The sequence below is a fragment of the Allobosea sp. LjRoot237 genome (assembly GCF_964253285.1).
Lineage (GTDB): Bacteria > Pseudomonadota > Alphaproteobacteria > Rhizobiales > Beijerinckiaceae > Allobosea.
This window is the reverse complement of record NZ_CAXUQP020000001.1, coordinates 1,275,822-1,293,381: the sequence shown is the minus strand read 5'-3', so window position 1 is coordinate 1,293,381 and position 17,560 is coordinate 1,275,822. Positions and strand designations below refer to the sequence as shown.

Here is a 17,560-nt window from a genome sequence, read left to right as displayed (position 1 = left end):
CGATGCCGGAACAGCATCGATATCCCGGTCGCGGGCGCCTTGCTAGCCCAGCCCCTCGAAGATGCCACCGATCACCGTGACCACCGCCTCGCCGGTCGCGACCACAACGGTCCCCGCGCCTTCGATCACAGTCCCGACCACGTCGACCGCGACACCGACCGCCTCGACCGTGACGTTGCTGGCGACGTCGAGAACACCTCCGACGACGTCTCCGGCGGCCGAGCCTTCATCCTCCTGCTTCTTCGCCTGGGGTGGAAGGTTCGCCTGCAGGGCCGCCTTGGCAGCCTCGATCTCATCGGCAGTCGGGATACCGGTCATTGATGCTCCTCCAGGGGAAGCCCCGATTGTGAGGCTTACCTTAGCAGAACTGTGGTGGGCTGAGCGGATTCTGCTTGCCTCATGCACGAACTGGTCGTAACCGCGGCGAGTACGTCCCTTCGGGCTGCCGTAAGCGTCTCACGTCAGGCAACGCATCCACTCGGCTAGCGCCGCCAGGATGCAATGAAGCCATGACGGTGCGGCCTGCCTTTACGGATGTTTCCATGAACCTTTTCCGCAAGCTGCCGGCGCGCTATGGCGCGCTCGTCACCCCTTTGATCCTGTCGGGCCTGATGACCCTGATCGTCTCGGGCATCTCGACGCTGCGCCTGCTCGGCCCGACGCCGGCCTTCCTGCAGAACTGGCCCGGTGCCTGGGGCCTGAGCTGGCTGATCGCCTTCCCGGTGCTGCTGCTGGCGCTGCCGATGGCCCGCCGGCTCACCGCGCTGCTCGTCGCCCCGACAGGCTGATCGCCAAAACAAAAGGGCGGCTCGCGCCGCCCTTTTGAAGGTTTCTCCAGCCGCTTCCGGGCTCTCAATTGTCGAGGAAGCTCCTGAGCTTCCGGCTGCGGCTCGGATGCTTGAGCTTGCGCAGCGCCTTCGCCTCGATCTGCCGGATGCGCTCGCGGGTGACGCTGAACTGCTGGCCGACCTCTTCGAGGGTGTGGTCGGTGTTCATGCCGATGCCGAAGCGCATGCGCAGCACGCGCTCCTCGCGCGGGGTGAGCGAGGCCAGCACGCGCGTGGTCGTCTCGCGCAGATTGCTCTGGATCGCCGCGTCGATCGGCAGGATCGCGTTCTTGTCCTCGATGAAGTCGCCGAGATGGCTGTCTTCCTCGTCGCCGATCGGGGTCTCCAGCGAGATCGGCTCCTTGGCGATCTTCAGGACCTTGCGGACCTTCTCCAGCGGCATGGCGAGCTTCTCGGCCAGCTCCTCCGGGGTCGGCTCGCGGCCGATCTCGTGCAGCATCTGGCGCGAGGTCCGGACGATCTTGTTGATCGTCTCGATCATGTGCACCGGGATGCGGATGGTGCGGGCCTGGTCGGCGATCGAGCGGGTGATCGCCTGCCGGATCCACCAGGTCGCGTAAGTGGAGAACTTGTAGCCGCGGCGGTACTCGAACTTGTCGACCGCCTTCATCAGGCCGATGTTGCCTTCCTGGATCAGGTCGAGGAACTGCAGGCCGCGGTTCGTGTACTTCTTGGCGATCGAGATCACGAGGCGCAGATTGGCCTCGATCATCTCCTTCTTGGCCTGCCTGGCCTCGCGCTCGCCCTTCTGGACCATCAGCACGATCTTGCGGAATTCCTGGATCTCCAGGCCGGTCTCAGACGCCAGGGTATGGACGTCCTCGCGCAGCTCGCGGATGCGCTCCTTCTCCTGCGCGACGAATTCCTTCCAGCCGCGCGAGCCGAGCTTGGAGACGCGCAGCAGCCATTTCGGGTCGAGCTCGGCGCCGATATGCTGCTTCAGGAAGTCCTCGCGGCCGACGCCATAGCTCTCGGCCAGGCGCAGCAGGCGGGTCTCGTGCGAGATCAGGCGCTTGTTGATGTCGTAGAGCTGCTCGACCAGCGCCTCGATGCGGTTGTTGTTGAGCGAAAGCGACTTCACCGCGGTGATGATGTCGTCCTTCAGCTTCTTGTATTTGCGGTCCTGCGACGGCGAGAGCTTGGTGTTCTCCAGCCGGTTGGCGATGTCCTGGTCCTGCAGGCGGCGCAGCTTGGTGTAGTTGCTGGCGATCGAGTCGAAGGTCTCGAGCACGCGCGGCTTCAGTTCGGCTTCCATGGCCGAGAGCGACACGTTGTTCTCGAGATCGTCGTCGTCCATGCCCTCGGGCGGGGTCTCGCCCTCGGGCGTTGCCTCTTCGGCTGCTTCGGCACCCTCTTCGCCCTCGCCCGGCAATTGCTCGGGGTTCTTGCCGTCAGGACCGGCATAGGTGGCTTCGAGATCGATGATGTCGCGCAGGAGGACCTTACCCTCCATCAGCTCGTCGCGCCAGATGATGATCGCCTGGAAGGTCAGCGGGCTCTCGCAGAGGCCCGCGATCATCGCCTCGCGGCCGGCCTCGATGCGCTTGGCGATCGCGATCTCGCCCTCGCGCGAGAGCAGCTCGACCGAGCCCATCTCGCGCAGATACATCCGCACCGGATCGTCGGTGCGCTCGGTCGGCTCGAGATTGCGCTTGGTCTCGACCGGCAGCGACGGGCGCGAGGCCTCGACCATGTCGCCGCCTTCGGCCTCGTCCTCCTCGCCTTCCTTGCCGCGGGCAGCGCGCTCCTCGCCGGCCGCTTCCGGGTCCTCGTTGTCGACGACGTTGATGCCCTGCTCGCTGAGCTGGCCGAGCACGTCCTCGATCTGCTCGGAGGAAAACTCCTCCGAGGGCAGAACCTCGTTCAATTCGTCATAGGTGACATAGCCGCGCTTCTTGGCGAGCTTGATCATCCGCTTGACGGCCTGATCGGTGAGATCCAGCAGGGGGCTGTCCGTGCTCGGGGGCGCTTCGGGGGAACCCGCTTCGGACTTGTCCCGCTCGCTCACTTTGGTCGCCATCAATCAGCGCTCCACCATCTTGCGCGCCGGATGCTGCCGCTCCGACGCAGAAAAGGGCGCCGCGGCTGCCGTTGCTGCCGCGCACCCCAACCTACTCATCCATCACAGATAGTGCCGACCATCGTTGATGAATCGTGCACCATCTCGAAAGTCACCCCGGATCTGCCGACGAACGAGGAAAGCACCCAGCCTGGTCAGTCCTCAGGATTGGCCTCGGTCCCCTCGACAGCTTCGAGGCGGGCCTTGACGTCCTTCATCCAGGCGAAATTGGCTTCCGTTGGTTCGTCAGCCAATGCGCGTTCGGCTGCCTTCAGCTCGCTATGTAGCGTTCGTGCGCGATGATGCAAGACGAGAGCCTGACGAATCGAATCAAAAACCGATTCCAGATCAGCCGTTTGCAAGAGTTTCAGCCGCTCGGCCGGCTGGGTTACGGCGAGCAGCGCCGCCCTCGCCTCGGCCACACGGGTCTGCTCCAGCCTGCGCCCGAACGCCTCCTGGTCGAAGCTGCCATCGAAGGCCGCCTCGAGCAGCGCCTGGCGGAAACGCTCGGCCGACGGGCCGTCGAGCGCGAGCTCGGCGATCTCGTCGACGCAGCGCATGACCAGATCCGCATGGCTCGCCAGGGCCAGCAGGATGAAGGCCTCGCGGGGGTTCTCGCCATGCCGGCGCTGCAGCATCGCTGAATTGGTCAGCTGCTGGCTCGGCCGCACCAGCGACAGCGGCTGCCTCTCCGGACCACGTTGAAAACGGCCTCCGCCGCGTGCATTGCCGCCGAACCCGCCTTGCCGGCGCCCCTCGAAACGCTCCTGCTGTGGCGGCGGGGCGAAGAGCTGACCAAGCCGCTCGTCGATCTCGCGGCGATAATGCCGGCGCGTCGCCTCGTCGCGGATCAGGCCGAGCGGCTCCTTCAGCCGGCGCTCGAAGGCGGCGCGCCGCTCGGGCGTATCGAGCTGGCTCGCCTCAAACTCGCGGGCCCAGAGCATGTCGACCAGCGGTTTCGCCGACCCGATCACCTCGGCGACCGCCTGCTTGCCGCCGGAGCGGGCGAGATCATCGGGGTCCTGCCCCTCCGGCAGCAGCGCGAAGGAGAGCGAGCGTCCCGGCTCGAGCATCGGCAAGGCGAGGTCGATCGCCCGTCCCGCCGCCTTGCGGCCGGCCTTGTCGCCATCGAGGCAGATCACCGGCTCGCCCGCCATGCGCCAGAGCAGCGCAAGCTGATCCTCGGTCAGCGCCGTGCCGAGCGGCGCCACCACCTGCGGAAAGCCGGCGAGCGTCATGGCGATGACGTCGACATAGCCCTCGACCACGATCACCTGGCCGGTGTCGTGCGCAGCTTTCCGTGCATTGTGGTGGTTGAACAGCAGCCCGCCCTTGTGGAAGAGCGGCGTCTCCGGCGAGTTCAGGTATTTCGCCGGGACATCGGCGCTCATCGCCCGTCCGCCGAAGGCGACGACCCGCCCGCGCGCATCGTGGATCGGGAACATGATCCGGTCGCGGAAGCGGTCATAGGGCACGGCGATCTCCTCGCCATGCACCAGGAGCCCGGTCTCCATCATCGCGTCGACGCCGACGCCCTTGGCCGCGAGATGGTCGCGCAACGCGAAACGGTCGGGCGGCGCATAGCCCATGCGGAAGAGCTGGCGCGCCTGCGCTTCCAGCCCGCGCCCAGAGAGGTAGCGCCGCGCCAGCCCGCCGCGCTCGGACTGCAATTCGGCCTCGAAGAAGCGCGCCGCGAGCTCGACGACCTCATGCAGACCCTTGCGCTTCTCCTCCTGTACCTGCGCCTCGACGGAGACTTTCGGCAGGACGACCCCGGCCTCCGAGGCGAGCTTCTCGACCGCCTCGGGGAAGGACAGCCCCTCGGTCTCCATCACGAACTTGAAGATGTCGCCGTTCTTGCCGGAGGAGAAATCGAAGAACGAGCCCTTCTGGTCGTTGACGAAGAAGGACGGCGTCTTCTCGGCATTGAAGGGGGAGAGCCCCTTCCACTCGCGGCCGGCCTTGGCGAGGCGCACGCGCTTGCCCACGACCGCCGAGACTGGCAGCCGCGCCTTGATCTCCTCAAGGACGGAGGGCGGGAACTTCATGGCTTCCTATCTGGCCGCTGCGGGCCTGCTTGCCAACCGCCGAAGCCGCCATCGCCGGGCTTATGGCCCATATCCACAGCAACCCCCACATGATAAAGAAAATCGCCAGAAAGGAAGAAAGCCGTGGCGCTCAACATCAAGGATCCTGAAACCGAGAAAGCAGTGCGACTACTGGCACGTCGGCGCGGGCTCAGCTTGACCGAGGCCGTGCGCATGGCCGTCAGGAGCGAGCTCGGCAAGGAAGAATTGTCGGAGGACGAAAAGGCGCGGCGGGTCGCTGCGGCACATGAGCGGATGGCGGAATTCTATAAGAAGTACAACATCAAGCCGGCCAAACGCTCCATGACCAAGGAGGAGATGGACGACATCATCGGCTATGACGAGAACGGCATGTGGTGAACCTCGTCGTCGACACCTCCGCAATCGTGGCGATCGTCATGGAGGAGGCCGAAGCCGCGGACTTCATCGCTGCACTCGCGTCGGCTCGGACACGAGCCCTGACCAGCGTCAACTTGCTCGAAGCTCAGATCGTCCTGACATTCGGCAAGGGCATGCCTGCTGAGACCGCCGCGGACTTGGTTGCGCGCGAAAATATTGAGATCATCCCCTTCGACGAGGATCTTTCCAACCTTGCCTTCGACGCCTATCGCCGCTTCGGCAAGGGCCGCCATCCCGCCAAGCTGAACATGGGCGACTGCGCCGCCTATGCACTGGCCAGGTCCCGCGGCTGGCCACTGCTCTACAAGGGCGAGGACTTCACGCAGACCGACATCGAGCGGGCTTGATGCCGCCGCTGATCGAGACGCGGCTGCTGCGCCAGTTCATCGCCGTCGCCGAGGAGCTGAATTTCCATCGCGCGGCCGAGCGGCTGCACATGGCGCAGCCGCCGCTCAGCCAGGCGATCCGCAAGCTCGAACAGGCACTGGACATCATGCTGTTCGCGCGCAGCAACCGCAGCGTCGCGCTCACGCCGGCCGGCGCCGCCTTCCTCGTCACTGCCCGGCGCGTCCTCGCCCAGCTCGATGACGGCATAAGGGAGGCGCAGGCCGTCGCCGCCGGCCAGGCCGGCCGGCTCGCGATCACCTTCGTCGGCACCGCCCATGACCTGCTGCCGCTGGCGCTGCGCCGTTTCCGTTCCGAATTCCCCGGCATCGAGCTTATCCTGCGCGAGGCGACCACCGGCGAGCAGCTCGCGGCGATCACCGCGGGCGAGGCCGATATCGGCCTGATGCGCCAGCCCGGCATCATGGTCGCGCAGCTCGCCAGCGAATGCCTGCTGCGCGAGCCGATCCTGGCTGCCCTGCCCGACGACCACGCACTCGCCGAGCGCAAGACCTTCTCCCTCGCCGCTCTCGCCGGTGACGACTTCATCGGCACGCCGCGCCAGCTCGGCATCGGCTTTCACGACCAGATCATCGGGCTCTGCCGGCTCGCCGGCTTCTCGCCGCGCATCGTCCAGGAAGCACGCCAGATGCAGACTGTCGCCAGCCTGGTCGCGAGCGGGCTCGGCGTCGCGCTGATTCCCGCCTCGCTGGCGCTGATGCCGCGCGCCGGCGTCGCCTTCCGGCCGATCGCAGTCGAGGCGCCGCCGGAGATGGCACATGTCGACCTGATCGCCGCCTGGGATGCGACCCGCAATTCCCCGGCGCGCGACAATTTCCTCGCCGTGCTCCGGCAGGCAGCTGCCGATATGCAGGGCATATCAAACTAGGACAAACACTATATTTTACTGAGAGCAGCCAGGCAGGCAGGCTCCTCGCACAGCAATAGCCGAGGAGCTTCAGCTCATGCACCGCCCCATCCGGCGATCAGCCTTGCTTGTGGCCGCGCTCGCCGCGGCAGCCGCCTTCGCCATCCCTGCCTCAGCGACCGAGCGAGCGACCATGATCGAGCAACTGCGCATCTACGAGATTTTTGAAAGCAACAAGGATGCCTTCCACGCCCGCTTCCGCGACCATGCCGCCCGCATCATGAAGACCCACGGCTTCGACATCGCGGCAATGTGGGAAGCCAAGAGCAAGGACCGCACCGAGTTTGTCTACGTGCTGCGCTGGCCCGACGAGGCGACGATGCGCGAAAGCTGGGCCCGCTTCATGCAGGACGCGGAGTGGTCGAAGATCAAGGACCGCACCTCCGCCGAGCATGGCCGCCTGGTCGGCGCGATCGAGGAGCGGGTGATGCAGCGCACGAGCTATTCGCCGTAAGCAGCCGGCTCCTCACGGGCAGCGCAGCGGATCATCCGCCAGGGCCGTCGCCACGCCCTCCGTCGGCAGCAGCACCGAAGCCTCGGCGGCGCGCAATTCAATCCGTTTCGCCTCGCGCAGGCTCGCCACCACCGGCTGCATCTGCGCGAGACCAAAGTCGCGGACAGGCGTCCAGGTCAGTTCGACCTCGTCGATGCCCGCCTGAGCCTTGACCGGCACCCGCGTCGCCCTGCCATCGGTCACGATCTCGATCGCCGACGGCAAGGCGTCCTTGAGCTGCGTCTTGGGCAGAACCGCCATCAGATAGGGGCCGCCCACAATCGCCGGGTTGGCGCGAGCCGCCGCCGCATCCCCGCAATAGAAGGTGAGCCGCGTCCCGTCGGCGCCGCTCACCCCGGCAAAGGACGTGCCCATCTGGTAGCCGGTGCTCCAGCCCTGTGACTGGGCGAGGGCTGCCGGGCCTTGCAGGGCGAGGCCGAGCGCCAGGACAATCATCACCTGTTTCGACATCGGAAGCCTACTTTGCCGAAGCGCTGCCCCGTCGATATGGCGAAACTGCCGCCTGCTAATCAACCGCCGAGCAGCTGCTTTACCATAGGTGAGACCTTGGCGAAATCCATCTGGGCCACATGTTCGGCGCCGTCTAGGAGCGGTGATGCGGCGCACGAGCCATGCGCCGCAAGCAAGGCTCGCTATGGACACTGCAGCGGGTCACCCGACAAGGCCTCGACCGCCCCGTCAACCGGAAGCCTGACCGAAACATCGGCGACGCGCAGCTCGATCTGCCGCGCGCCGCGCAAATCGGTGATCACCGACTTCATCCGGCCGAGATCGAATTTCGGATCGGGCCTCCAGACAAAAGCTACAGCGCCATCGTACTCAATGAACTCGACAGGAATCTGGACAGCCCTGTTGTCGATCAGAATCTCGAGCGCGGATGATGGATCCGCGCGTTTCGCTGATGGCAGCAGCCCCATCAGGTGCGGGCCACGGAACGGAGAAGGTGCGGAATCGCCGTAACAGTTGAAGGTCAGCTGCGCGCCTTCGCCAGTAACCACACCAGCAGCGGGACCTCCCATATGGGAGAACTTGGCCCACCGCCATTCGCCGGCCTTCACACGCCAAGCAGGGTTTGCCAGGGCGAAACTCAGCGCGGCGAGCGCCGCGATAAATCTCAGCTTCGACACCGGCCGGCTCCGCTGCATGGCAAGATTGCGTCTACCGATCAGCCGCCCAGCAGCTGCTTCACCATCGGCGAGACCTTGGCGAAGTCCATCTGGCCGGCATAGGCACCGCGCAGGGCGCCGATGACCTTGCCCATGTCCTTGACGGAAGCCGCGCCGGTCTCGGCGATGACCTCCTCGATCGCAGCTTTGATCTCCTCGTCGCTCATCTGCTTCGGCAGATAGGCGGAGATCACCGCGACCTCGGCGCGCTCACCCTCGGCGAGCTCGGGCCGGGCATTGGCGTCGTAGATCGCGATCGATTCCTGGCGCTGCTTGATCATCTTCTGCAGCAAGGCGAGGATTTCATCCGGCGTCGCCTCGCCCTTGCCGGCCCCGCGCGCCTCGATGTCCTTGTCCTTCAGCGCCGCCTGGACCAGGCGGATGGTCGAGACCTTGCCCTTCTCACCGGCCTTCATCGCGGTCTTCAGGTCGGCAGCGAACTGCTCGCGCAGAGTGGACATGAGTTTACAAACCTTCTTCGTTCATTGACTGGGCGCGGGCGCCTGATTAAGGCTCGCGCTCCAGACCGGCAGCGCCACTGCGCGCAGCCTTCACGCTTGCCGCAGCTTCCAGCGGCCTGGACGAGACATAGACATGACCGCTCATGAAGGAAACCCCGCCGCGCAAGGCTGGCAAGAGGGCTGGGTCGAGCCGCGCGCGACCGCGGTGCTGGTGCTCGCCGACGGCACGGTGCTCGAAGGCTTCGGCCTCGGCGCCATCGCCGAGGCTCCCGGCGAGGTCTGCTTCAACACGGCGATGACCGGCTATCAGGAGATTCTGACCGACCCGTCCTATGCCGGGCAGATCATTACCTTCACCTTCCCGCATATCGGCAATGTCGGCGTCAACGAGGAGGACACCGAGACGGTCAATGCCGCCGCCTCCTCCGGCGTACGCGGCATCGTGCTGCACGCCGAGGTCACGCAGCCCTCGAACTGGCGCGCGGCCAAGCATCTCGATGCCTGGCTCAAGGCCCGGGGCATCGTCGGCATCTGCGGCGTCGACACGCGGGCGCTGACCACGCTGATCCGCGAGAACGGCATGCCCAACGCGGTTATCGCCCATGACCCGGCCGGCAATTTCGACATCGAGCGCCTGAAGAAAGAGGCCGCCGCCCTGCCCGACATGGCCGGGCTCGACCTCGTCCCGCTCGTTGCCGCGACCCAGCGCTATGACTGGGACGAGACGCCCTGGCAGTGGCCGCGCGGCTACGGCAAGCGTGAGAGCACGGCGCATCGCGTCGTCGCCATCGACTACGGCGTCAAGCGCAACATCCTGCGCCTCCTCGCCAAGGCCGGCTGCGAGGTCGAGGTCGTGCCCTCGACCGCCAGCGCCAAGGACATCCTCGCGCTCAATCCCGACGGCGTCTTCCTGTCGAACGGCCCGGGCGACCCGGCCGCGACCGGGCAATACGCCGTGCCGGTGATCAGGGAGCTGCTGGACAGGAATATCCCGACCTTCGGCATCTGCCTCGGCCACCAGATGCTGGCGCTCGCCATCGGCGGCCAGACCCTGAAGATGAAGCAGGGCCATCACGGCGCCAATCATCCCGTCCAGGACAAGACCACCGGCAAGGTCGAGATCGTCTCGATGAACCATGGCTTCGCCGTCGATCCGGCCACGCTGCCGGCGAACGCGACCGAGACCCATGTCTCGCTCTTCGACGGTTCGAACTGCGGCATCGCCCTGACCGACCGCCCGGCCTTCAGCGTCCAGCACCATCCCGAGGCCTCGCCCGGCCCGCAGGACAGCCATTACCTCTTCACCCGCTTCGTCGCGCTGATGGAAGCGGAGAAGGCGAAGAAGGCCGCCTGACAAGGAGCTCGCCATGATCCACCAGTTGCGCATCAACGAGATATTCGAGCGCAACAAGGCGGCGTTCCACGCCCGCTTCAGAGATCACGCCAGCCGGATCATGGCCCGCCACAGCTTCCGCATCCTGGCGATGTGGGAGACAAGGAGCGCGGGCCGCACCGAATTCGCCTATCTCCTCGCCTGGCCCGACCTCGAGACCAAGGCGGCGTGCTGGGCGAGCTTCATGGCCGACCCCGAATGGCTCGAGATCAAGCGCATCAGCGTCATCGAGCACGGCGACCTCGTCGGCGCGATCGAGGACCGGATGCTGGTGCCGACCGACTATTCCCCACCGTTGTGACAGGCTTTGGCGCGGAACTTCTTCCGTCATTCCGGAGCGGGCCGAAGGCCTGAGCCTGGAACCCAGAACCGATGCGTTTTCTCAAGAATGCGAAACCGCCTTGGCTCTTCCGGAGATGGCATCGGTTCTGGGTTCCGGGCTCGCCGCTCCGCGGCGCCCCGGAATGACGCGAGTGCCCCGTGCAAAGCTCGCTGTGATTGACAGGCGGGCGAGCCCGCGCTCTAAGCGCGTCATGACTGATCCCTGCCTAATCGCCCGCAACTATTACGCGCCGTCCTCATAGAAGGCGGTCGCACTCCCATGCTCAACCGCCGCGCTGGCGGTTGAAATCAGGCAGTCACCCGGCATCGCGGCCCCTCCCGAGGACCACGCGATGCTTATCCCGAACAAGACCAATCCTTCCGTCGGCCTGATGGGCTTTGGCGCTTTCGGCCGCCTGATCGCCCGCCATCTCAAACCGCATTGCCGCCTGCTCGCTTTCGATCCGGCGCTGCCCGCCGATACCGCGGCGGGCGGGATCATCGCCGCCGCGCCGGCCGAGATCGCCGCCTGCGACATCGTCATTCTCGCCGTGCCGGTTGCCGCCCTCTCCGAGGCGATCGCGACCTTAAGGCCGCATCTGCGCGCCGGGGCGATCGTCATCGATGTCGGCTCGGTCAAGATCGGCCCGGCTGCGACCATGCTGGCCGAGCTGCCTGATGACGTCGAGATCGTCGGTACCCATCCCCTCTTCGGTCCGCAGAGCGGGCGGGACGGCATTGCCGGGTTCAAGATCGCGATCTGCCCGATCCGTGGTGCCAGCGCCTGGCGTATCGCCGCCTTCCTGCGCCACGTACTCGGTCTCACCGTGATCATGACGACGCCGGAAGCTCACGACCGCGAGGCGGCGCTGGTCCAGGGCCTGACCCATCTCATCGCCAAGATCCTGGTCCGGATGGAGCCCCTGCCGCGCCGAATGACCACGGCGAGCTTCGACCTCCTGATGCGCGCGACCGAGATGGTGCGCCATGACAGCCCCGGCGTCTTCCTCGCCATCGAGCAGGCCAACCCGCATGCGCGGCCGGTGCGCGACCGCTTCTTCGCCCTGGCCGAAGAGATGCGGGCGCATCTCGATAGGGATCGTCCAACTCTCAATCACACCAGCTCCAACCTGACGCGGGAGCCGCAACCGGCCCTCTCCCCCCTTGTGGGGGAGAGCTGGAGAGGGGGGTAAGTCAGCCGTGCGGGGAAACATTGGCTTTGCAGTCGAGACATCCGCGAGGGGACAGCACCCTGCATACCCCCCTCCCAACCCTCCCCCACAAGGGGGGAGGGCTGCGCCCTATCCGACAGCGCCGTGTCGGATCGAAACGAGCAGCCGCTAAGCCGCCCTCGCCTCCTGCCGCAGGAAGCCCGCCAGCTTGGCCGCCGGCAGTCCGGCCTCGGTCGCGATTCGCATCGCCAGTGCCACCGCCGCCGGCCGCGGCTGGCCCATCGGCCGGTCGAGCCAGTAGGAGACCGGGTTCAAAGCAACACGCGCATCGGCCATGGCGATCCGCCCGGCATCGACCTGCGCCTGCGCCAAAGGCGGACGCGCCAGCGCGACACCGAGCCCGCTGGCGGCGGCATCGAGCACGAGATTATAATCCTCGAAGCGCCGGTCCTGCTGGCGCGGCCGGAAGTCGAGCCCCTGCGCATTGAACCAGGCGCGCCAGCCGGCGGCGTCCGAATCATGGATCAGCGGCTGGTCGAGGAAGCGTTCCGGCTTGCCGTCGCCGATCGCCCTGGCCAGTTCCGGCGAGGCGATCGGGTAGCACCATTCCTCGAAGAGCTGCACCGAGACCCGGCCCGGCGTGCCGCCGCGGCCGCAACGAATGGCGAGGTCGATACCCTCCTCTTCGAGGTCGACCTTGCGATGGTCGACCTGCAGCATGATCCGCACGGCGGGATCGCCGCTTTCGAGGCGCTGCCAGCGCGGCATCAGCCAGAGCGAGCAGACCGAAGGCGTCGCGCTGAAGCGCACCACCGCCGTCCCGCGCGGCTCGCTCCAGCGGTCGGATGAGTCGGCGAAGACCAGGAAGGCCTCCTGCGTGCGCTGGAACAGGCGCTGCCCCTCCGGCGTCAGAGCGACGCCGCGCGCCTGCCGCTCGAAGACGCGCAGGCCCAGCCAGTGCTCGAGCTTGGCGACCTGCCGCGAGATCGCGCCATGGGTGAGGTTGAGCGCCTCGGCCGCGGCCGAGAAGCTACCGGAACGGGCAGCCGCCTCGAAGGCACGCAGCGTATCGAGTGGCGGAAGCGGCGAGCTGTGATCCATGCTCACAGCTCGCCATCGAATTACTCGTTTGTCAATCAGCTCACCGAGGCGCTTATCGGGGGCGAACCGTCATTCGCCTGAAAGAGGCTCGTCATGACCACCGCCGCTCCCGCCGCTGCCACCCGGCCCGGCTCCACCCTCGACGCCATGCTGCTCTTCACCATTCCCTTCACCGTGATCGCCTGGGCTTCCTCCTTCCCGGCGATCCGGGCCGGCCTCGCCGGATTCGGTGCGCTCGAACTGGCGGCGCTGCGCTTTGCCATCGCCGGCGTGTTCGCCGCGCTCTTCCTGGTCGTGATGCGCCCGAAACTGCCCGAGCGCGCCGACATCTGGCGCTTCCTCACCGGCGGCATCGTCTTCATCGCGCTCTATGCGATCTTCCTCAATCTCGGCCAGCGCGTCGTGCCGGCCGGCGCGGCGAGCTTCATCATCAACACCAACCCGATCATGACGGCGGCCCTCGCCATGCTGGTCCTGAACGAGCGCTTCAGCCTGCTCGCCTGGGCCGGCACGGCGCTGGCCTTCGCTGGCATCGGCGTGATCGCTGTTGGCAACGGGCTCGACCTCAATATCGGCGTCAGCGTCTTGCTGATCCTCGGCGCCGCCCTGTGCAACTCGGTCACGACCGTGGTGCAGAAGCCGCTCTTCGCCCGTCACAAGCCGCTCACCGTCGCGGCCTGGAACATGGCGCTCGGCGGGCTTGCGCTCACGCCCTTCCTGCCCGGCGCGCTGGAGCAGTTGCCGGCCGCCCCGGCGCAGGCGATCTGGTCGGTGATCTGGCTTGCTCTGGTCTCGAGCGTCGTCGCCTACGGCACCTGGGCGATCACCCTGTCGCGGCTGCCGGCCGCCCGCGCCGCCAACTTCCAGTACTGCGTGCCGCCGGCAGCGATGCTTATCAGCTTCCTCTGGCTCGGCGAGATCCCGACGACCCTCGGCCTCATCGGCGGCGCCATGGCCCTGGCCGGCGTGGTGATCGTCAATTGGAAGCGCTGAACAGCGTCGCAGTGCCCCGCTTGAACAGCAGGGCGCGGGATCCCCTCTCCTGGAAGGAGAGGGGCAGGGGTGAGGTGTTCGGACTGAAAACGTTGGCTTGAACTCAAACGGCGGTCAGCGCTCGCGGAACTGGTCGAACGGCCTACACCTCACCCTGCCCTCTCCTTCCAGGAGAGGGTTCCCCGCGTTCTTCCTCGTTCTGTCGCAAGCCAGTCTCGATCCCCAAAATCAGCTTTCTCAGCAACCCTGCCAGCAACTCCCGTTCGCCTGCGTCGAGCGGCTGCAGGAAGGTGAGCTCGCTCGTCATGTCCGTGCGAAAGGCCTGCTCGGCCAGCGCCGAGCCCTTTTCCGTCAGGGCGACCTGCACGCTGCGCCCGTCCTGCGGCGACTTCTCGCGGCGGATCAGCCCGGCCTTCTCCAGCCGGTCGAGCCGGTGGGTCAGCCCGCCCGAGGAGATCATCAGCAGGGAATACATCTCGGTCGGCGTCAGCCGATAGGGCGGCCCCGACCGGCGCAAGGTCGCAATCACATCGAACTCGCCGCGATCTAGCCCGAATCCGGCGAAGGTCGCCTCGATGCTGGGCCGGACCATGTTGCCGAGCCGGAAGGCCCGGCCGAGGATCGTCATCGGCTCGGTGTTCAGGCCGGGCAGCTCCCACGCCCATTGCCGGCGCAGCCGGTCGACATGGTCCTCCAGGGTGCCTTCCTGGTTCCCCGATTCGTTCGTCATTTCCGTGCCTTGGCTACCGCAGCCCCGATAGCGAGACATACACGTCACACGCTCTTTGGCCAAGATATCTCGGCGCGAAGATATTTATCTTGACGGGAAGATATCTCTGGATTAGATATCTTCTCGTCGAGATAAATCATCCCCAGCCAGGGAGGCAGCGATGTTCAACATTCTTCGTGCACAGGACCAGCAGCGCAGCGCCAACCGCACGCTACGCTTCGAGGGCGAGGCGCTCGGCGGGCCGGTCTCGTTCTTCATGGTCGATGCCGAACCGGGCCAGGGCTCGATGCTGCACGTCCACCCCTATTCCGAGACCTGGATCGTCCAGAAGGGCGAGGCCGAGTTCACCGTCGGTGGCGAAACCACCCGCGGTTATCCCGGCGACATCGTCGTCGCCGCCCGCGATATCCCGCATCGCTTCGAGAATGTCGGCGAAGGCCGGCTCGAACTCATCTGCGTCCATCCGAACGAACGGATCCTGCAGCAGAACCTCTGACGTTGACCCATCCCAGCAAGAAGGAGAACCACCATGCCCAAGATGCTTTTCGTCAATCTGCCCGTCACCGACATTGCTGCGGCGACCCGCGTCTACGAGGCGATCGGCTGCAAGCAGAATCCGGACTTCAGCGACCACCAAGCGTCGAGCATGGTCTGGTCCGAGGCGATCACCTTCCATCTGCTGACCCGCGACTATTTCGCGACCTTCATCAGCAAACCCGTCGCCGACGCCCATGCCGGCGCGCAGGTCCTGCTGGCGCTCACATTGGAGAGCCGCGCCGAGGTCGACGCCATGGTCGAGGCAGCGGCGGCAGCTGGCGGCAAGGCCGATCCGCGGCCGGCGACCGATATGGGCTGGCTCTACAACCGCGCCTTCGAGGACGCCGACGGCCACACCTTCGAGGCAGTCTTCGCCGATATGTCGGCGATGCCGGCGGGGTGAGCTTGGCGCCCGAGCCGCGACCTGCCCCCTCTCCCCCTGCGGGAGAGGGTTGGGGTGAGGGGTCGCGCCACGCTTCACCGTCATGGTCGGGCTTGTCCCGACCATCCACGCCTTCGCTTCAACGTAAGACGGCCGCGGAAACCGCGACGCAGAACCCCTCTCCCGGATGGGAGAGGGGTAGGGGTGAGGGACCGCCGCAGATTATTTGAATGCAACGGCGCCGTTGTGCCTTCTACGGATTGGGCAGGCCCTCATCCCTGCCCTTCTCCCACACGGGAGAAGGGTTCCCCGCGCCCTCGCTTCACACATCGCGGCTTCCGGCGGGGATAGACTCCCAATCAATCCCCGCCCCCAAAACCTGCTTTATGCTTCTCCCCGTCCCGCCCGAACCGAGGGGGCTTCGCGAGGCATCATGAGGCCGGGCGGGAGAGCGGTGTTTGTGGCGACAGGGCCTTGCAAGCCCGAATGAGTGCGCTCCGCAAAAGTGCGAACCACTTTTGCGACCAGAGTCCGCTCATTCCACCACGGAGGGGTTTCGTCGTTCGGGGCAGGCACCCCGGTCCAGCCGGACGCAACACACGGCGAGAACTCAAAAGAAAACCGCGCGCGGGGTTCGGGCAGTGGCCAGTGGCGCTGCCTCGACAATTCGACATCGACATTCGGCACGCAGCCGTCGACTGCGACGCCGCCTTGGCCCCGCGCCTCCCTCGGATGGCGTCCTGCCTCAAACCCTCGCGGCGCCAAGCCGGCGGGGTTTTGAGTGCGACCGACCAACCGTTGACCAGCGTGAACTTGGCTTGAGCAACCACTCGATGCGAAGGCGCTGCTAATCCGGTTTGGCAGCCACGACGCAGAACTGGTTTCCCTCTGGATCGCGCAACACGGTGTATTGCTCGGTCTCGCGCAGGAAAGTCGCGCCGAGGGCGGTCAGTCGCGCCACTTCCGCCGAACGATGGGCGGCCTGGATGTCGAAATGGATGCGATTACGCTCGGGACGAGGCCCGGTCCGCAGGTGAAAGCACAGCGTCAATGAGGGCCCGTCGAGCATCACCGACGGGTCGGTCTCGGGCGTCAGGCCGAGCGCCGCCAGCCGCGCGATTTCGGCATCGTCATAGGGCCGCAGCTCGAAATCATCGAGCGCCGCGGCCCAGAAGCGTGCGACCCGCGACGGCGCATCGCAATCGATCACGATCTCTTTCAGCTTCGCCATCACGGCCACCTGGATTTCGATCTGCGAGCAGCGTGGGATCCGTCTCAGGTTTCCGCGAACAGTCGCCGCTGCAGCTCGTCCCACAGCTCGGGCGATTGCGCCGCCAGGATGCCGAAGCCCGGCTCGGCCGGCCTGTAGGGACGTCCGTCGAACCTGGCCGCCCGGCCGCCGGCCTCTTCGAGGAAGAGCGTACCCGGCGCATGGTCCCAGGGCAAACCGCGCCAGAACACCACGAAGTGCTGCTCGCCGCGCACGATCGCAGGGTATTCCTCGCCGGCACAGTGCATCCCCGGCAGGATGGCGGCGAGATCGCGCCCATTGGCCTGCACCCGCGCCGTGGTCTCGGCAGGCAGAAAGCGGGTCAGCACGCCGCCGCGCAGCCCGGTCCATTGCGGTGGCTGCCCGACCCTGACGCGCTCGCCATCGACCCAGGCGCCCGAGCCGCGCTCGGCGACATGGAGCGCCCCCGTCGCCGGGCTCAGCATCCAGGAGGCGATCGCCTCGCCCTCGCGCAGCAGCGCCACCATCATCGAGAAGCACGGGCTGCCCTTGATGAAATTGGCGGTGCCGTCGACGGGATCGACCACGAAGACCGTGCCCTCGCCCAGCCCCTGCATCAGTTCAGGCCGGGCCGAGACCGCCTCCTCGCCGATCACCCGCGATCCGGGCAGCAGCGCCGATAGCCCGGCGGTGAGCAGCCGCTCGGCTTCCTCATCGGCGATGGTGACCTCTTCGCCGGGCGATTTCAGCCGGACCTCGGCTTCCGCCAGCCGCCGGAAGCGCGGCATCACCGCCTCGGCCGCAACCTCGCGCAGCAGGTCCGAGACCTGCTCGATCGGCACCCTTCCCGCCAT

At 66.4% G+C, this 17,560-nt stretch carries 21 protein-coding genes; 11 read left to right on the top strand and 10 right to left on the bottom strand.

What is annotated here, in order from left to right:
* Positions 1 to 42: 42 nt before the first annotated feature.
* Positions 43 to 318 (bottom strand): hypothetical protein, encoded by a 276-nt coding sequence (locus ACSQ24_RS06245; RefSeq protein ID WP_436093850.1) that lies wholly within the window; start codon positions 316 to 318, stop codon positions 43 to 45.
* 224 nt (positions 319 to 542) lie between these two features.
* Here ACSQ24_RS06245 and ACSQ24_RS06240 point away from each other — a divergent pair, with 224 nt between their 5' ends.
* Positions 543 to 788 (top strand): DUF2798 domain-containing protein, encoded by a 246-nt coding sequence (locus tag ACSQ24_RS06240; RefSeq protein WP_436093849.1) that lies wholly within the window; start codon positions 543 to 545, stop codon positions 786 to 788.
* 64 nt (positions 789 to 852) lie between these two features.
* Here ACSQ24_RS06240 and rpoD read toward each other — a convergent pair whose 3' ends face one another.
* Positions 853 to 2,868 carry an RNA polymerase sigma factor RpoD gene (rpoD, locus tag ACSQ24_RS06235; protein WP_436093848.1) on the bottom strand — a complete coding sequence of 672 codons (2,016 nt, stop codon included), beginning with the start codon at positions 2,866 to 2,868 and terminating at the stop codon, positions 853 to 855.
* A 194-nt stretch (positions 2,869 to 3,062) separates the two neighbouring features.
* Positions 3,063 to 4,955, bottom strand: coding sequence for a DNA primase (dnaG, locus tag ACSQ24_RS06230; RefSeq protein WP_436093847.1), 1,893 nt, complete (start codon positions 4,953 to 4,955; stop codon positions 3,063 to 3,065).
* Between the two features lie 123 nt (positions 4,956 to 5,078).
* On the opposite strand from dnaG, the gene ACSQ24_RS06225 reads away from it, so the two are divergent.
* From ACSQ24_RS06225 to ACSQ24_RS06210, 4 genes are all read left to right on the top strand, one after another.
* Positions 5,079 to 5,354 (top strand): type II toxin-antitoxin system VapB family antitoxin, encoded by a 276-nt coding sequence (locus tag ACSQ24_RS06225; RefSeq protein WP_436093846.1) that lies wholly within the window; start codon positions 5,079 to 5,081, stop codon positions 5,352 to 5,354.
* Positions 5,351 to 5,740 (top strand): type II toxin-antitoxin system VapC family toxin, encoded by a 390-nt coding sequence (locus tag ACSQ24_RS06220; protein WP_436093845.1) that lies wholly within the window; start codon positions 5,351 to 5,353, stop codon positions 5,738 to 5,740. The genes ACSQ24_RS06225 and ACSQ24_RS06220 overlap by 4 nt, the downstream gene beginning before the upstream one ends.
* A complete protein-coding gene (locus ACSQ24_RS06215; RefSeq protein ID WP_436093844.1) occupies positions 5,740 to 6,666 on the top strand; it encodes a LysR substrate-binding domain-containing protein in 927 nt (308 codons plus the stop codon). Before ACSQ24_RS06220 ends, ACSQ24_RS06215 begins: the two co-directional genes overlap by 1 nt.
* Before the next feature lie 76 nt (positions 6,667 to 6,742).
* On the top strand, positions 6,743 to 7,159 hold the full coding sequence (locus tag ACSQ24_RS06210; RefSeq protein ID WP_436093843.1) for an NIPSNAP family protein: 417 nt from the start codon (positions 6,743 to 6,745) through the stop codon (positions 7,157 to 7,159).
* A gap of 12 nt (positions 7,160 to 7,171) precedes the next feature.
* Here the strand turns inward: ACSQ24_RS06210 and ACSQ24_RS06205 are convergent, their stop codons facing one another.
* The 3 genes from ACSQ24_RS06205 to ACSQ24_RS06195 form a co-directional block, all read right to left on the bottom strand.
* Positions 7,172 to 7,669: a hypothetical protein gene (locus tag ACSQ24_RS06205; RefSeq protein ID WP_436093842.1), complete on the bottom strand. Its 498-nt coding sequence runs from the start codon at positions 7,667 to 7,669 to the stop codon at positions 7,172 to 7,174.
* A 182-nt stretch (positions 7,670 to 7,851) separates the two neighbouring features.
* Positions 7,852 to 8,346 (bottom strand): hypothetical protein, encoded by a 495-nt coding sequence (locus ACSQ24_RS06200; RefSeq protein ID WP_436093841.1) that lies wholly within the window; start codon positions 8,344 to 8,346, stop codon positions 7,852 to 7,854.
* A gap of 38 nt (positions 8,347 to 8,384) precedes the next feature.
* Positions 8,385 to 8,846: a GatB/YqeY domain-containing protein gene (locus ACSQ24_RS06195; protein WP_436093840.1), complete on the bottom strand. Its 462-nt coding sequence runs from the start codon at positions 8,844 to 8,846 to the stop codon at positions 8,385 to 8,387.
* A gap of 133 nt (positions 8,847 to 8,979) precedes the next feature.
* Here ACSQ24_RS06195 and carA point away from each other — a divergent pair, with 133 nt between their 5' ends.
* The 3 genes from carA to ACSQ24_RS06180 all read left to right on the top strand — a co-directional run bounded on the left by carA (position 8,980) and on the right by ACSQ24_RS06180 (position 11,753).
* Positions 8,980 to 10,200 (top strand): glutamine-hydrolyzing carbamoyl-phosphate synthase small subunit, encoded by a 1,221-nt coding sequence (gene carA, locus ACSQ24_RS06190; RefSeq protein ID WP_436093839.1) that lies wholly within the window; start codon positions 8,980 to 8,982, stop codon positions 10,198 to 10,200.
* A 13-nt stretch (positions 10,201 to 10,213) separates the two neighbouring features.
* The gene (locus tag ACSQ24_RS06185; protein WP_436093838.1) at positions 10,214 to 10,540 is read left to right on the top strand and encodes an NIPSNAP family protein; all 327 of its coding nucleotides are present in this window, start codon (positions 10,214 to 10,216) and stop codon (positions 10,538 to 10,540) included.
* Positions 10,541 to 10,913: 373 nt separating this feature from the next.
* Positions 10,914 to 11,753, top strand: a complete 840-nt coding sequence (locus tag ACSQ24_RS06180) for a prephenate dehydrogenase/arogenate dehydrogenase family protein (protein ID WP_436093837.1) — start codon at positions 10,914 to 10,916, stop codon at positions 11,751 to 11,753.
* A gap of 147 nt (positions 11,754 to 11,900) precedes the next feature.
* On the opposite strand, the gene ACSQ24_RS06175 is transcribed toward ACSQ24_RS06180, so the two are convergent.
* Positions 11,901 to 12,833: a LysR substrate-binding domain-containing protein gene (locus ACSQ24_RS06175; protein ID WP_436093836.1), complete on the bottom strand. Its 933-nt coding sequence runs from the start codon at positions 12,831 to 12,833 to the stop codon at positions 11,901 to 11,903.
* Between the two features lie 93 nt (positions 12,834 to 12,926).
* Between ACSQ24_RS06175 and ACSQ24_RS06170 the strand changes: the two genes are divergently transcribed.
* Positions 12,927 to 13,826, top strand: a complete 900-nt coding sequence (locus ACSQ24_RS06170) for a DMT family transporter (RefSeq protein WP_436093835.1) — start codon at positions 12,927 to 12,929, stop codon at positions 13,824 to 13,826.
* Positions 13,827 to 13,968: 142 nt separating this feature from the next.
* Here the strand turns inward: ACSQ24_RS06170 and ACSQ24_RS06165 are convergent, their stop codons facing one another.
* Positions 13,969 to 14,556: a MarR family winged helix-turn-helix transcriptional regulator gene (locus ACSQ24_RS06165; protein ID WP_436097833.1), complete on the bottom strand. Its 588-nt coding sequence runs from the start codon at positions 14,554 to 14,556 to the stop codon at positions 13,969 to 13,971.
* A 160-nt stretch (positions 14,557 to 14,716) separates the two neighbouring features.
* Between ACSQ24_RS06165 and ACSQ24_RS06160 the strand changes: the two genes are divergently transcribed.
* Together ACSQ24_RS06160 and ACSQ24_RS06155 are read left to right on the top strand one after the other, a co-directional pair.
* Complete coding sequence (locus ACSQ24_RS06160) at positions 14,717 to 15,052, top strand: cupin domain-containing protein (protein ID WP_436093834.1); 336 nt, start codon at positions 14,717 to 14,719, stop codon at positions 15,050 to 15,052.
* A 33-nt stretch (positions 15,053 to 15,085) separates the two neighbouring features.
* A complete protein-coding gene (locus ACSQ24_RS06155) occupies positions 15,086 to 15,496 on the top strand; it encodes a VOC family protein (RefSeq protein ID WP_436093833.1) in 411 nt (136 codons plus the stop codon).
* 826 nt (positions 15,497 to 16,322) lie between these two features.
* Here ACSQ24_RS06155 and ACSQ24_RS06150 read toward each other — a convergent pair.
* A complete protein-coding gene (locus tag ACSQ24_RS06150; RefSeq protein WP_436093832.1) occupies positions 16,323 to 16,706 on the bottom strand; it encodes a VOC family protein in 384 nt (127 codons plus the stop codon).
* 44 nt (positions 16,707 to 16,750) lie between these two features.
* A complete protein-coding gene (locus ACSQ24_RS06145; RefSeq protein ID WP_436093831.1) occupies positions 16,751 to 17,560 on the bottom strand; it encodes an inositol monophosphatase family protein in 810 nt (269 codons plus the stop codon).

Bases quoted from the DNA above. Each gene is read 5' to 3' on its own strand.
- ACSQ24_RS06245 (WP_436093850.1), bottom strand. From the start codon at position 318: ATGACCGGTATCCCGACTGCCGATGAGATCGAGGCTGCCAAGGCGGCC.
- ACSQ24_RS06240 (WP_436093849.1), top strand. From the start codon at position 543: ATGAACCTTTTCCGCAAGCTGCCGGCGCGCTATGGCGCGCTCGTCACC.
- rpoD (WP_436093848.1), bottom strand. From the start codon at position 2,868: ATGGCGACCAAAGTGAGCGAGCGGGACAAGTCCGAAGCGGGTTCCCCC.
- dnaG (WP_436093847.1), bottom strand. From the start codon at position 4,955: ATGAAGTTCCCGCCCTCCGTCCTTGAGGAGATCAAGGCGCGGCTGCCA.
- ACSQ24_RS06215 (WP_436093844.1), top strand. From the start codon at position 5,740: ATGCCGCCGCTGATCGAGACGCGGCTGCTGCGCCAGTTCATCGCCGTC.
- ACSQ24_RS06210 (WP_436093843.1), top strand. From the start codon at position 6,743: ATGCACCGCCCCATCCGGCGATCAGCCTTGCTTGTGGCCGCGCTCGCC.
- ACSQ24_RS06205 (WP_436093842.1), bottom strand. From the start codon at position 7,669: ATGTCGAAACAGGTGATGATTGTCCTGGCGCTCGGCCTCGCCCTGCAA.
- ACSQ24_RS06195 (WP_436093840.1), bottom strand. From the start codon at position 8,846: ATGTCCACTCTGCGCGAGCAGTTCGCTGCCGACCTGAAGACCGCGATG.
- carA (WP_436093839.1), top strand. From the start codon at position 8,980: ATGACCGCTCATGAAGGAAACCCCGCCGCGCAAGGCTGGCAAGAGGGC.
- ACSQ24_RS06185 (WP_436093838.1), top strand. From the start codon at position 10,214: ATGATCCACCAGTTGCGCATCAACGAGATATTCGAGCGCAACAAGGCG.
- ACSQ24_RS06180 (WP_436093837.1), top strand. From the start codon at position 10,914: ATGCTTATCCCGAACAAGACCAATCCTTCCGTCGGCCTGATGGGCTTT.
- ACSQ24_RS06175 (WP_436093836.1), bottom strand. From the start codon at position 12,833: ATGGATCACAGCTCGCCGCTTCCGCCACTCGATACGCTGCGTGCCTTC.
- ACSQ24_RS06170 (WP_436093835.1), top strand. From the start codon at position 12,927: ATGACCACCGCCGCTCCCGCCGCTGCCACCCGGCCCGGCTCCACCCTC.
- ACSQ24_RS06165 (WP_436097833.1), bottom strand. From the start codon at position 14,556: ATGACGAACGAATCGGGGAACCAGGAAGGCACCCTGGAGGACCATGTC.
- ACSQ24_RS06160 (WP_436093834.1), top strand. From the start codon at position 14,717: ATGTTCAACATTCTTCGTGCACAGGACCAGCAGCGCAGCGCCAACCGC.
- ACSQ24_RS06155 (WP_436093833.1), top strand. From the start codon at position 15,086: ATGCCCAAGATGCTTTTCGTCAATCTGCCCGTCACCGACATTGCTGCG.
- ACSQ24_RS06150 (WP_436093832.1), bottom strand. From the start codon at position 16,706: ATGGCGAAGCTGAAAGAGATCGTGATCGATTGCGATGCGCCGTCGCGG.
- ACSQ24_RS06145 (WP_436093831.1), bottom strand. From the start codon at position 17,560: ATGGCGGGAAGGGTGCCGATCGAGCAGGTCTCGGACCTGCTGCGCGAG.